Origin of the sequence: Zavarzinia sp., assembly GCF_041650655.1 — a bacterium.
In the GTDB taxonomy this organism is placed as follows: Bacteria; Pseudomonadota; Alphaproteobacteria; order Zavarziniales; family Zavarziniaceae; genus Zavarzinia.
On record NZ_JBAZKR010000025.1, the window covers coordinates 1 to 13,436 of the forward strand.

The window sequence follows — 13,436 nt, forward strand, 5'->3', positions numbered from 1 at the left end:
CGCCAGCGCCCACGCCGGCGGCGCCTGCGCCAGCGCCCTTCAAGCCCAGCCCGCCCGCGGCGGCGACCGGCTTTTCCGGCAGTTGGACCGGCACCTATACCTGCGCCCAGGGCCTGACCGGCATCGACATCATGTTCGATGCACCGGCGAACGGCGAAATCACCGCGGTTTTCTCCTTCTATGCCGTGGCGTCCAATCCGGGTGTGCCGTCCGGCCGCTTCCGAGTCGTGGGCACGGCGCCGGGGCCGGGCGATCGCCAGTTGACGCTGTTTCCCGACGCCTGGATTCAGCGCCCGACCGGCTATGCCATGGTCGGCGTCGAGCTTCAGTTGACACCGGACGGCAAGGCGATGCGCGGCAAGCTCTCGGGCGCGCCGGGCTGCACCACGGCGCTGCTCGGCCGCAACGGCTAGGTCGAGGGGTCAGGGGTGGCGGCCGGCTTCCGCCGCGAAGGCGGCGGCGGCCACTGCCATGTCGACGCCACGGGTCGAATCCGTGTCCACTTCGGCCGATTCGATACCGATGATCTGCCAGCGGCCATCGATCAGGGCGAGGTCGGGGCCGCCCGAATCGCCCTGCACGCTGCCGCACAGGTGGCCGAAGGTATTGTCGTCCCAGGCTTCCATCACCTTGCAGTCGCGCCGGATGGTGACCCGGTCGCCGTCGGATTCGCCATAGCCGATCTGGACGAAGCCGCGACTGCCGCCGCTCAGGGCCTTCAGGCCCCGGCGGTCCAGGCGGGCGATGTCGACGATGCCGGTGACGTCGCCGATGTCGCGGTCGAGTTCCAGGATGGCCCAGTCCAGGCCGTCGATGTCGTTGGTGTCGTTGAATTTCGTCAGGTCGAAGGCGGGCGGCACGAAGGCTTCGACGATCTTCGCCTCGATGGCGTCGCCAGCGTCGCCGTGGCCGGCCAGGAAACTGGAGGGCAGTCGGACCGAGCCGAAATCGTTGAACACGCAATGCGCCGCGGTCAGCACGCTGCGCCGTCCGACCACTGTGCCGGTGCAGAAGCTCGACGGGGAATCGACCAGGCCGATCGCCGAGAGCGGCAGTGGCGGCAGGCCCGCGACATCGGCCGGATCGCCGCCCGGGCGGGCGCCGTGGCGCGGATCCGGCTCGCCTGCGGGCGGGGCGCTGCGGCCCGGCCGCTTGGGCAGGGGGGCCGCGTCCTGGGTGTTGCCGATGGCGCTGCGGCTCAGGGTGCCGCTGTCGCCGAGCGCCGCGGAAGCGCCGACCGTTCCGGCGAGGGCGGCGGCGAACAGCAGAAAGGCGTGGCGGCGGGGCATGACGGAAGGCTTCCTCGGTGGTTGTCGACAGGATCGCCGATGGCACGCCGAAGTCTATGATCCTGGCCACAGGCTGTTAGGATGAATGCAGCATCGGCGGAATGAGCGGCATTCCGCCGATGCTCTAACCTTTCGTTCTGACGCATCTTCGGACGGCGAACCGGATTCAATTCGCTTGAAGATGCTTTAGCACGGGCGAAGAGGAAACGGGATTGAGCAGAGCCTTCGTCAAAGAAGACGATACCGCCGCGGCCGAGGTCGAACTGCCCGCGGTCGCCCCCCACCTGATCAGCCCGGCCGGCCAGCGCGCGCTGGCTGCGCGCCGTGCCGCCCTGGACGGCCAGGAGGGCATGGAGGTGGCCCGCGAAAAGGCTCGGCTCGACGCCCTGCTCGCCGCCGCCACGGTGGTGCCGCCGCTCGCCGCGGTGCCGGATGCCGCCTGTTTCGGCACCGTGGTGACGGTCGAGGACGAGGAGGGGGAGGCCATGGCGGTCGCCCTGGTGGGCGAGCACGAGGCCGATCCTGCCGCCGGGCGCGTCAGTTGCCTGTCGCCGCTCGGCCGGGCGCTGGTCGGGGCGCATGTCGGCGATACCGTGACATGGCGCCGCCCGGCCGGCGACCGTGTCCTCGAAGTGGTCGCCCTCGGCCTGCCGGCGGCGCCATGACGATGTCGGTCGAACAGGCGGTGCTGGCCGTCAACCGGGCCTTCTACGCCGCCTTCCGCCAGCGCGACGCCCGCGCGATGCGCGCCCTCTGGGCGCGGCGGTCGCCGGTCGCCTGCATCCATCCCGGCTGGCCGCCGCTGACCGACCGCACCCAGATTCTGAAATCCTGGACCGACATCCTGGCCAATCCGTCGTCGCCCCAGGTCGTCTGCCACGGTGAACAGGTGCTGATGCTGGGGACCACGGCGGCCATGGTCGTGCTGGTCGAGGTGATCGAGGACCACGCCCTCTCGGCGACCAACATCCTGGTGCTGGAAGACGGCGAATGGCGCCTGGTCCATCATCAGGCGAGTCCGCTCGCCGGCACGCTGCAGGATGAGGGCGACGAAGGGGCGGAGCCCGACGACGACGAGGCACCGCCGGGCGGCCTGCTGCACTAGCTGTTCAGTGGCTCGATCGCCGTCTTCCGCGGGAACAGGCGGCGCAGGCTGTCGAGGCGGAGCGGCACGGTGACCATGGCCCCGGCGTTCCAGCCGGCGGCGAGATCGGCGAGGTTGGCGCTGCCGAACCAGCCGTCTTGGCCGCCCAGCAGGGCGAAGTGATTGGCATCCGCGTCGCCGAGGTCGGAGACATGGCGGGCGGCCGCACCGAAGCCGACCCGGTGGCGCCCGGGGGCGAGGCCGTGGGCCGTCTTGTTCACCGTGTCGTTGCAGCCGGCGGCGGCGATGCCGGCCACCTTGAAATGCCGGCCGGCGATCGGCAGGGCGGCCAGGCCGTGGCGGAGTTCGAGCCGGTGCAACGCGCCCCAGGAGGGGCGGCGGCGCAGCCGGCGGGCCGCCACCGGCAAGGCGCGCGCCAGTGCCGCCGCCAGTTCGGCGCCGGGCAGGGCTTCGAGATCCTGGCGGATCAGCCCCCGGGCCTGGCGGACGGCCTCATAGGCCGGGCCGGCGGTGTTCTTCGGCAGGACCCGCATCAGGCAGGCGAGCAGCACCTCGAAACAGGCGGCACCCGTCGAATCCGCGCCGTAAGTCCCGTCCCAGGCCGTCAGTTGCTGGACCAGCCACATTTCCGCCGGACCTGCCGGCGCGGGGAGCCGCGCGGCCAGGAAGTCCCGGAAGTCGAACGCCGGGGCGTGGTGAACGTCGCGCTGGAGTGCCATCAGATCCTCCGGCCGGAGGTCTCGTCGAGCGGTCAGCAAGGCCGTCAGGCGTTCCGCACGGTCGGAGGGGGCGAAGAAATGGCCGATGGTGGGGCCGCCCGGCGGCGGTGCCTCGTTGGCCGAGACGACGAAACCGGCGGCGGGATCGACCGTCATCGGCAGGTCGCCGGCATCGGCGTAATCGTCGAAGTCCCAGGCGGCTTCGGCCGGCAGGATCAGGTCGTCCGGATCGGGGCGCCGGCCGCGCGGCACATGGGCGGCGCGCAGATGGGCGATGCGCCCGTCCGCCCCGGCGAAGGTGAGGTTCAGCCCGGGCAGGCCGAAACGCCGGGCAGCCGCCTCGAAACCCTCGAAATCGTGCGCACGGGCGATTGCCAGCATGGCACCGATCTCGTCGCTCGGCGCGTGGCCGACCCAGCGGAGTGCCGTGGTGCCGCCGGTCTTGATCATGGCGCCGTCCGAGACGACGGGGCCGAGGGGGCAGCGCCGCAGCGTGATCGTCACCGGTTTCGCGCCGCGCACGCGCAGCACCTCCTGCCGGCTCTCGAAGGCTTCCGGCGGCAGGCCGGCGACATCGACAAGGTCGCTCGTCTGGGCATAGAGATTAGTGCCACCCCAGGCGATCCACGGATTGCGCCCGATCGGCATGGAGGGAACCCCCGGCATCATCAGGCCGACCGCCCGATAGGACGGCGACTGCATCCCCGCGATCAGGCAGGGATTGGGCAGGGCGAGCGGCAGATGGGGATCGCTGGCGATCAAGGGCGCGCCGCCCGCCGTGCGCGAGGCGGCGACGGCGAAGGAATTGCTGCCGTGGCGCCCTTCCGCTGCCAGCACCCGCTCGGCCATCGTCTCGGGCAGGGCGGTCAGGGCCGCCGGGGCGCCGGCCGCGAGCAGGCGGTGCCACAGCCTGGTCCATTCCGCTTTCGGCAGGGCCGCCCTGGCGCGCAACAGCCGCCCCCAGGCGAGCCAAGCGGAATCGGCCGACATCAGCCGGGCATGGGTGAGAAAATCGGGCAGCGACCAAGCCTCGCGCCCGATCCCCAGCAGGCGGCATTCGGGCGGCAGCTCGGCCTGGCCGAGGAGCTGGTGGTTGTAGCCGGCCAGGAAGCCGTCGATGAAGAGGCGGGTCTCGCCCGGCATGGTCTCGATCATGGCCGGCACGGCGCGGCCGAGCTCGAGCAGGCGCAGGCTCTTGTCGAGCTCGACGCCGAGTGGCCCGATCATCTCCGCGACCCGGCCGAGTGCCAGGCGGCGCATGATCTCGATCTGGCCGAGGCGGAGATGGGCATGGACGATGCCGAGGCCGACCGCGAGGTCGCGGTCCGTGGCCGCCTCGACCACGGGGATCTGGTGCTCGTCCCAGTGGACCGTCAGGGAGTGTTCGACCGGCGCCCGCGCCAGCACCATGGCCAAGCGCTGGTCGATCGAAAGGGGCCGCGGCCGGCGGCCGGCGATCGCCCGAAAGGCCAGCCCAGCGCCGACCAAAGCACCCCAAAGCTTACCCATGGATCACCGCACACGATACAGGCGGTCATCCTAGCGCAGGCCATGGCGCTACGGTCCAGGGCACTTGCCCCACTGCGTTGATTTTGCCGGGGGGCTGGGAGGATTCCCTGGCTCAGCTCGCCTTGATGTAGCGGCCGTCCTGGTAGATCAGGGGCGAAACATCGCCGAACAGGCGCACTTCCTCGACCTTGCCGACGAAGATCGTATGGGTGCCATAGAGCATCAGGGCGTCGACCCGGCAGAAGATGTTGGCCTGAGCATCGACCAGATAGGGCACGCCATGGGGGCCGTCGGCCCATTCCCCGGCCGAGAAACGCTCGGCGCCCTGGAGCTTGCCGCCGAAGGCACCGGCCACCTCGGCATGGCGGTTGTGCAGCAGGTTGACGCAGAAGCGAGTGCCGTCCTGCAGCGCGGGATGCAGGCTGGCGCTCTGGTTGACGCAGACCAGGATGGCCGGCGGATCGGTGGTGACCGAGGTCACGGCGGTCGCGGTCATGCCCTGGCGCTCGCCGTCGGAACCGGTCGAGACGATGGTGACGGTCGCAGCGAGGCGGCGCATCGCGCCCTTGAAGGCGGCGATCAGGTCGGGGGCGGGAACAATGGGGCTTTCGGCCATGGCTGACATCCTGCAGCGGCGGGGTAAGCGATCACCCCGACAGTTGAGCCGATTTTGATCGGTCCGGGCAAGCCCGCATCGTCTGCTTGGAGGGGGTCGAAAAAGCCTGCATGTCGGGTCGAATGAGTTAGTCCGCTTAGACGATGTTGCTCTCGTCCTCGGCTCCCATGATCCCCGACACGGCGGACGTCGCACGGGCGATGTCCAGAACAACGTACCGATCGTGAGGAAACAGGCCATGGACGGCAGCAGCGAAGTGAACATGGTGGCGCCGGATGCCGACGAGCTTCTGCGTCGCGCCCGCGCCATGGTCCCGGTCTTGCGCGAACGCGCCGCGGCGACGGAAAAAGCACGCAAGGTGCTGCCCGAGACGATCGCCGACTTCCAGAAGGCGGGCTTCTTCCGCGTTCTCCAGCCCAAGCGCTGGGGCGGCTTCGAGATGCACCCGCATGTCTATTACGACATCCTGATGACCCTGGCCGAGGGCGACATGTCGTCGGCCTGGTGCTACGCCGTCATTGCCTGCCACAACTGGCAGATGGCGCTGTTCGAGGACCAGGCGGCGCAGGATGTCTGGGGCCAGGACACCTCGGTCCTGATCTCCTCGACCTATATGATGACGGGCAAGGCGACCCCGGTCGAAGGCGGCTTCCGCTTCTCGGGCCGCTGGCGCTTCTCGTCGGGCTGCGAGCATTGCGACTGGATCTTCCTCGGCGGCATGGTCGATCCGGAATCCGGCAATATGGATGCCCGCACTTTCCTGCTGCCGCGCAAGGACTATGAGATCGTCGATACTTGGGACACGCTGGGGCTCCGTGGCACCGGCAGCCACGATATCGTGGTCGAGGACGCCTTCGTGCCCGAATATCGCACGCACAAGATGGCCGACGCCCTGATGTGCATGAGCCCGGGCAATGCGGTGAACACCGCACCGCTCTACCGCGTGCCCTTCGCGCAGATCTTCATCCGCGCGGTCTCGACCTCGACCCTGGGCGGCCTGCAGGCGATGCTCGACGCCTTCGTGAAATATGCCGCCAAGCGCACCACGGTGACCGGCGCCAAGACGGCGGAAGACGGTTCGGCCCAGCTCGTGGTGGCCGAGACGGTGGCGGCGCTGGACGCCATGAAGCTGGTGCTTCGCCGCAACATCGGCTTGATGTACGAACAGGCCGAGGCCGGCATCTTCACGCCGATCGAGGACCGCATGAAGTATCGCTACCAGTCGGCCGAAGTGCCGGAACGCTGCGTCAACCTGGCCCAGCGCATCTTCAAGGCGGGCGGCGGTGCGGCGGTCTTCAACGGCCTGCCCTTCGCCAGAATCTTCGCCGACCTCTCGACCGCCCGGGCCCATGCCGCGAACCAGCAGGACTCGATCGGCCGGAACTGGGGCCGGGTCATGCTGGGCCTCGACAACCAGGACTTTTTCATCTGATCCTGCGCCCTCGCCGAGGGGGCGGAAGAACGAGGGGAGCCGGGACGGGTGACGATGCTGCCGCTGCAATATTATTCGCTGAAAGTGGCGCGCGTCGTCGCCGAGACCGCCGATGCCAAGTCGGTAATCTTCGAGGTTCCGGCCGACCTGGCCCAGCGCTTCGACTACAGGCCCGGGCAGTTCCTGACGCTCCGCCTGGGCGAGCCGGGCGCCACCGTGGCGCGCTGCTATTCGCTGGCCAGTTCGCCCTTCACGGGCGAGGCGCATAAGGTCACGGTGAAGCGGGTCGCCGGCGGTATCGGCTCCAACTGGCTGTGCGACAATGTCGAGGCGGGTTCGGTGGTCGAAGTCCTGCCGCCGGCCGGCGTCTTCGTGCCGAAGAATCTGGACCGCGACCTGCTGCTCTTCGCCGGCGGCAGCGGCGTCACGCCGATCCTGTCGATCCTGAAATCCGCCCTGTTGAAGGGCAAGGGTCACATCGTCGTCGTCTATGCCAACCGCGACGAAAAATCGGTGATTTTCGCAGCCGAACTGCGCGAACTGGCGGCCGCCAACCCGGGCCGCGTCACCCTGCTGCATTGGCTCGAGAGTGTGCAGGGCCTGCCCAGGGCCGCCCTCCTGGCCGATCTGGTGAAGCCCTATGCGGCGAGCCACGATGCCTTCATCTGCGGTCCCGGCCCGTTCATGGACGGCGTCGTCGAGGCGCTGACCAGCCTCGGCGTGGCCCGGACCCGCATCCACCTCGAGAAGTTCATTTCGCTCGACGGCGATCCCGTCGCTGCCATCGCGGCGATCGAGGCGGAAGCCAAGGCGGCTGCCGCGGCGGCCGAATCCGGACCCAAGGCCGAGGTCGAAGTGTCGCTCGACGGCGTCACCCACAGGCTCGACTGGCCGACTTCACGCCATCTCCTCGACATCATCCTCGAAGCCGGGATCGACGCGCCCTATTCCTGCCGGATGGGCAGTTGCAGCGCCTGCATGTGCAAGCTCGAGGAAGGCAAGGTCGAGATGACCAAGAACAGCGTCCTCGACAAATCCGACTTGGGCGACGGCTGGATTCTGGCCTGCCAGGCCCTGCCTCTGACCGACAAGGTAAAAGTCGCCTTCCCCGATTGAATCGCTTGCACCGAAGCGGGTCAATGAATCAAATTCAATTAGTCCATGCGGACGATGAAGGGGAGCCTCGTTGGATTAGGGTGTGATCCGTCAAGGGTCAAACCCGGTGCAATCGGGGGAGGAAAAGCGTGCAGATCCGTGAATTGGGCTATGTCGTCGTCGGTGCCACCGACATCGAGAAGTGGCGGCAGTTCGCTACCGAAGTGCTGGGTCTGATGGCGATCGATGCGCCCGAAGGCCGCCTGCACCTCAAGATGGACGGTCGTCAGTTCCGCTTCCTGATCCTGCCTGCCGAGCAGGACGGGCTGATCGCCTCGGCCTGGGAAGTCCAGGACGAGATCGCTTTCCGCGCCGCCCGCGAGGAACTGGTCGCCAAGGGCGTCGCCGTCACCGATGGCAGCGCCGAAGGCGCCAAGATCCGCTACGTGCAGGATTATTTCAGCTTCATCGATCCGGCCGGCAATGTGCAGGAAGTCTACTGGGGTCCGATCTCGGACTTCTCGCGCTTCGTCTCGCCGATCGGCGTCTCCGGCTTCGTCACCAAGGACATGGGCCTTGGCCATGTCGTGCTGCCGGCGCCGATGGATTTCGATGCCACCCACAAGTTCTGGACCGAGACGCTGGACTTCGGCCTTTCCGACATCCTGCGCATCTCGATGCTCCCCGGTATGCCGGCGATGCGCATCCAGTTCTATCACTGCAACCCGCGCCAGCACTCCCTGGCGCTGGCCGAAATGCCGAGCCCGGCCAACTGCATCCACGTGATGATCGAGGTCGACAATCTCGACGAAGTCGGCCGTGCGCTCGACCGGGTGGCGCAGTATCAGGTGCCCGTCGTCATGGGCCTCGGCAAGCATGTGAACGACGAGATGATCTCCTTCTACGTCTTCACGCCGGGCGGCTTCGCGCTCGAATACGGCTGGGGCGGCCTGGTCAAGGACTGGACCAACCACCAAGTCTTCGAGACCACGGCGACCAGCCATTGGGGCCACCGCCTGGGCGGCTGACGGTATCGGTTTCGTGCGGGGGCCCGTCCCCCGCGCGACGGGAGATTTCGCCCGGTAACGGTCATTTCGAGCCTCGGTCGGTGTCGGCGAAATCTCCCGTTTTCTGAGTCGATTGGCGATTGATACCAGTTTCGCGCTAACGGCCCTTGGAGCCCAGGGTGCGGGCGGGTAAGCATGGCGAAAACACCGCGCGCCAAGGCGCAGCGGACGGGTGACGAAAACACCCGGCGGGGAGGGGAACAAGGTCGATGGCCGGACGCGCGGTGGGACTCTTGATGGCGGCGTTGATTGCCGGCATCGCGGTATATGCCTTCAGGCCGCGGCCGCTGCCCGAATATCCGGCGACCGAGACGAACCCGGGCCGGCTGCGCATCAACGGGCTCGCTGCGGTGGGTGACCGCCTGGTCGCGGTGGGCGAGAGCGGCCATATCCTGATCTCCGACGACAAGGCGCAGAGCTGGCACGACGCCGAGGTGACCGGCACGGCCGAACACGCCCGGATCGAAGCCACCCTGACCCAGGTCGCGGGCATCGGCGGCGACCAGGCGCTGGCGGTCGGCCACGACGGCGTCGTGCTGCGTTCGACCGACGGCGGCCGGGACTGGCAGACGGTCCGCTTCACCGAGGAATCGTCCGATCCGCTGTTCGGCCTCTGCGCCGCGGGGGCCGGCACGGTCTATGCCGTCGGCTCCTTCGGCGCCTTCCTGGTCTCGCAGGACCAGGGCAAGGATTTCGCGCCTGTGCCGGTCGACCTGCCGGACGGGCCGCATCTGAACGGCATCGCCTGTGCCGCCGACGGTCGCATGATGGTGGCGGCCGAGATGGCCCAGGTGATGCGCACGGCGGACGGCGGCAAGACCTGGGAAGCCGTGCAGCTCCCCTACAACGGCTCGCTCTACGGCGTGGTGCGGACCCCGGGCGGGCGCTGGATCGCCTACGGCATGTTGGGCCACGTGTTCAGGACCGACGACTTCGGCAACAGCTGGACCGAGATCGACACCGGCGTCGAAGCCTCGCTCTTCGGCGGCCTGCTGCTCGCCGACGGGCGCGTCGTGCTGATCGGCCAGGGCGCCACCGTGCTCGTCTCGTCCGACGGCGGCACCAGCTTCCACGCCGCCCAGTCGGGTGGGCGCGAAGCCTATGTCGCCCTGCTCGAACTCGCCCCGGGCCGCCTGCTGCTGGGCGGCGAGAAGGGCATTTCCCAATTCAACCTGGATCGGCCGCTCGCGGCGCTCGTCACCGGCCAGTGACAGGGGGACAGTGACATGTCGAAGCTCCATCACGCCCATGCCGCCCCCGCCACCTTCGGCCAGCGCGTCGTCGAGGGCTGCTCCAACCTCCTGCTGCGCTTCCGCTTCGTCGTGTTGGCGCTGGCGGTCGGCATCACCGGCGTGCTCGGCTACGAGGCGCGCAACATCCAGCTCGACCCCGGCTTCGCCAAGCTGATTCCGATCCACCACCCCTTCATGAAGGCCTTCGCCGAATATGCCTTCATCTTCCCGGGGCACAACCGCGTCGTCCTGAACCTGCACTGGAAGGGGCAGGGCGACATGTACAACAAGGAATTCATGACGGCGATGGAGGCTCTGCACAACGAGGCCTTCTTCCTGCCCAATGTCGACCGCACCCGGGTGATCTCTCTGTTCTCGCCCAGCGTGCGCTACACCAAGGTGACCGAGGAAGGCTTCATCGGCGCGCCGATCATCCCCGAGACCTTCACCAAGACCGACGACCAGCTCGCCCAGGTGCGCCGCAACGTCGAGGATGCCGGCATCATCGGCCGTTTCGTCGGCAACGACGCCCACGACGCCATGATCATGTTCGAGATCCAGGAGAACGTGGGCGGCGAGCGGGTGCGCGTGAACTACTACGAGCTCGCCCACAAGCTGGACGAGATCCGCGCCAAATACGAGAACGCCAATATCGAGGTCAACATCATCGGCTTCGTGATGATCGTGGGCTCGATCGTCGACGGCCTGCTCGGCGTCATCGCCTTCTTCGGCATCTCCTTCCTGATCACCGCGGTGCTGCTGTTCCTCTATTGCCGCTCGTGGAAACTCACGGGTCTCTCGCTCGTGGTGGCGCTGCTGCCGGTGATCTGGCTCGGCGGCCTGCTGCCGCTGGTCGGCGCCGGCATCGATCCCATTTCGATCCTGGTGCCCTTCCTGATCTTCTCGATCGGCGTCTCCCACGCCGTGCAGATGACCAATGCCTGGAAGCAGTCGGTGATCGGCGGTGCCCGCCCGGTCGAAGCCTCGCGCCGGGCCTTCCAGGCCCTCTTCGTGCCCGGCGCGCTCGCCCTCATCACCAACGGCCTCGGCTTCCTGGTGATCATGCGGATCGAGATCGACATCGTGCGCGAGCTCGGCATGACCGCCTCGATGGGTGTCATGCTGATGATCGTCACCAACAAGCTGATCCTGCCGGTGCTGCTCTCGCTCATCAACCTCGAGAAATCGGCGCGCAAAGTGAAGCATTCGGGCGACGACAGCGTCGAGATCCGCAAGTCCTGGTGGGCGCTGTCGAAGCTGGCGACCCAGCGCCCGGCCCTCGCGGTCTTCGCCGTGGCGGCCGTGCTGGCCGGCTTCTCGGCGATCCAGGCGCGCAACCTGAAGACCGGCGACGTCGGCCAGGGCGCACCGGAACTCTGGCCCTCGGATCGTTACAACGTCGACAATGCGGCGATCCTGTCGCGTTACGACATCGGCACCGATGTCTTGACCGTGATCGTCGAGACCACGGGCTTCTCGGAAGCCTGCCTCGACCATTCCGTGATGGCGGCGGTCGATCGTTTCGACCTCTATGCCCGCGGCATCTCGGGCGTGCAGTCGGTGCTCACGGTGCCGGCGATCAGCAAGCTCGTCATCGCGGGCATGAACGAGGGCAACCCGCGCTGGGCCGGCCTGCCGCGCAGCTCCAGCGGGCTCTCCGTCGGCGGCTATGCCTTCAATCCCGACCTCGGCTTCAACACCGAGGGCTGCAAGGCGATGAAGGTCGACATCTTCCTGAAGAACCACGACGGCGCCCTGGTCGCCCATGTGATCAAGGATATCCAGGCCTATCTGGCGACCGAAAACACGCCCAACGTCGCCTTCCGCCTGGCTTCGGGCAACGTCGGGGTGACGGCCGCGACCAACCAGGCGGTGGAAGAGGCCGAGCTCGAGATGCTGCTCTCGATCTTCGGGGCGATCTCGCTGCTCTGCTTCCTGACCTTCAGGAGCTTCGAGGCGGTGATCTGCATCATTGTGCCGCTCACCATCGTCTCGATCTTCTGCAACGCCCTGATGGCCCGGCTCGGCATCGGCCTCAAGGTCTCGACCCTGCCGGTGATCGCCCTCGGCGTCGGCGTCGGCGTCGACTACGGCATCTATATCTACGAGCGCCTGATCCACGAGATGCGCCACAGCGGCCGTAACCTGCGCGATGCCTTCTACGAGGCGATGCGCCAGCGCGGCACCGCCGCCCTGTTCACCGCCATCACCATGTCGGTCGGCGTGCTCACCTGGGCCTTCTCCGCCCTCAAGTTCCAGGCCGACATGGGCATCCTGCTCGCCTTCATGTTCCTGGTGAATGTCTTCGGCGCCATCTTCCTGCTCCCCGCGCTCGCCGCCTGGCTGCTGCCCGCCAAGGGCTTCGCCAGGAAGCCCGCGGCCGAGCCGGCGGCGAGCGAGGGGGTCGTCGTGTCCGGGCGCTAGTCTGTACGGACCATGCAGCCCGCTTGTGCCGAAGTAATGGTACCGAGACGCGGAACGATCACCGCGCAAGAGTTGGAGGAAAACAGCGTGACCGAGGCGACTTCCATTCCCGTGGGAAAATATCTGGTGCTCTCGTCGGGGCACAAGCTGCATTACCACGAAGTCGGTACGCCCTCGGCCGGCCGGCCGAGCATCCTGTGCCTGCATGGCTCGGGCCCCGGGGCTTCCGGCTATTCGAACTTCAAGGGCAACATGTCGGCCTTTGCCGAGGCCGGCTACCACGTCCTGGCGCCGGACTACCTGGGCTTCGGCCTTTCCGACAAGCCGGAAGACGTCGAATATTCGACCGATCTCCACGTCCCCTCCATGCGCGAGCTGGTGGCGGCGGCCGGTGCCACCCAGGTGGTGCCGATCGGCAATTCGCTGGGCGGTGCCATCGCGCTGCAGTTCACCCTGGATTACCCGGACCTCGTGCCGAAGCTGATCCTGATGGCGCCGGGCGGCCTGCAGGAGCCGCAGGAATATGCCTTCACCATGGCGGGCGTGCTGCGCATGTTGCAGTTCGTCTCCAACCGACCCTTCGCGATCGAGGACTTCCGTGACCTCCTGGGTCACCTGGTGTTCGACCCGAAGCACATCACCGACGAAGCGGTGGCCGAGCGCTGGCCGGTCGCCCTCGAACAGCCGATCCCGGTCTATGCCTCGATGCGCGTCGGTGTCTATACCGATCGCCTGTCGGAGATCAAATGCCCCGTGCTGGGCTTCTGGGGGACCCACGACAAGTTCCTGCCGGTCGCCCATGCGCAGATCCTGCTGGAGGGCATCCCGACCGCGAAGGTCATCCTGTCCAACCAGTGCGGCCACTGGGTGATGATAGAAGACCGGGATTATTTCAACGCGGAATGTCTGGCGTTCCTCGAACGCTCGGGCGTCTGACAAGCCGGATAA

The 13,436-nt window shown here is 67.6% G+C and carries 12 protein-coding genes; 9 read left to right on the forward strand and 3 right to left on the reverse strand.

Going from position 1 to position 13,436, the window contains the following annotated elements:
* The coding region (locus tag WC493_RS07685; RefSeq protein ID WP_373064221.1) for a hypothetical protein at positions 1-413 on the forward strand (413 nt) is incomplete at its 5' end.
* A gap of 9 nt (positions 414-422) precedes the next feature.
* Here WC493_RS07685 and WC493_RS07690 read toward each other — a convergent pair.
* Positions 423-1,289, reverse strand: a complete 867-nt coding sequence (locus WC493_RS07690) for a serine protease (protein ID WP_373064223.1) — start codon at positions 1,287-1,289, stop codon at positions 423-425.
* 212 nt (positions 1,290-1,501) lie between these two features.
* Here WC493_RS07690 and WC493_RS07695 point away from each other — a divergent pair, with 212 nt between their 5' ends.
* Both WC493_RS07695 and WC493_RS07700 read left to right on the forward strand, forming a co-directional pair.
* Entirely contained in the window at positions 1,502-1,954 is a 453-nt protein-coding gene (locus WC493_RS07695) for a GreA/GreB family elongation factor (protein ID WP_373064225.1), read from the forward strand.
* Positions 1,951-2,394, forward strand: coding sequence for a nuclear transport factor 2 family protein (locus WC493_RS07700; protein WP_373064227.1), 444 nt, complete (start codon positions 1,951-1,953; stop codon positions 2,392-2,394). Before WC493_RS07695 ends, WC493_RS07700 begins: the two co-directional genes overlap by 4 nt.
* Here WC493_RS07700 and WC493_RS07705 read toward each other — a convergent pair.
* Positions 2,391-4,622, reverse strand: coding sequence for a penicillin acylase family protein (locus tag WC493_RS07705; RefSeq protein WP_373064229.1), 2,232 nt, complete (start codon positions 4,620-4,622; stop codon positions 2,391-2,393). The genes WC493_RS07700 and WC493_RS07705 overlap by 4 nt on opposite strands.
* 112 nt (positions 4,623-4,734) lie before the next feature.
* Positions 4,735-5,238 (reverse strand): flavin reductase family protein, encoded by a 504-nt coding sequence (locus WC493_RS07710; RefSeq protein WP_373064231.1) that lies wholly within the window; start codon positions 5,236-5,238, stop codon positions 4,735-4,737.
* A 238-nt stretch (positions 5,239-5,476) separates the two neighbouring features.
* On the opposite strand from WC493_RS07710, the gene WC493_RS07715 reads away from it, so the two are divergent.
* The 6 genes from WC493_RS07715 to WC493_RS07740 all read left to right on the forward strand — a co-directional run bounded on the left by WC493_RS07715 (position 5,477) and on the right by WC493_RS07740 (position 13,424).
* The gene (locus WC493_RS07715; RefSeq protein WP_373064233.1) at positions 5,477-6,670 is read left to right on the forward strand and encodes a flavin-dependent monooxygenase; all 1,194 of its coding nucleotides are present in this window, start codon (positions 5,477-5,479) and stop codon (positions 6,668-6,670) included.
* Positions 6,671-6,724: 54 nt separating this feature from the next.
* A complete protein-coding gene (locus WC493_RS07720; protein ID WP_373064311.1) occupies positions 6,725-7,786 on the forward strand; it encodes a 2Fe-2S iron-sulfur cluster-binding protein in 1,062 nt (353 codons plus the stop codon).
* 128 nt (positions 7,787-7,914) lie between these two features.
* Positions 7,915-8,793: a VOC family protein gene (locus WC493_RS07725; RefSeq protein ID WP_373064235.1), complete on the forward strand. Its 879-nt coding sequence runs from the start codon at positions 7,915-7,917 to the stop codon at positions 8,791-8,793.
* A 275-nt stretch (positions 8,794-9,068) separates the two neighbouring features.
* A complete protein-coding gene (locus tag WC493_RS07730; RefSeq protein ID WP_373064237.1) occupies positions 9,069-10,043 on the forward strand; it encodes a WD40/YVTN/BNR-like repeat-containing protein in 975 nt (324 codons plus the stop codon).
* A gap of 15 nt (positions 10,044-10,058) precedes the next feature.
* A complete protein-coding gene (locus WC493_RS07735; protein ID WP_373064239.1) occupies positions 10,059-12,488 on the forward strand; it encodes an RND family transporter in 2,430 nt (809 codons plus the stop codon).
* Between the two features lie 87 nt (positions 12,489-12,575).
* Complete coding sequence (locus WC493_RS07740; protein WP_373064241.1) at positions 12,576-13,424, forward strand: alpha/beta fold hydrolase; 849 nt, start codon at positions 12,576-12,578, stop codon at positions 13,422-13,424.
* Positions 13,425-13,436 lie beyond the last annotated feature (12 nt).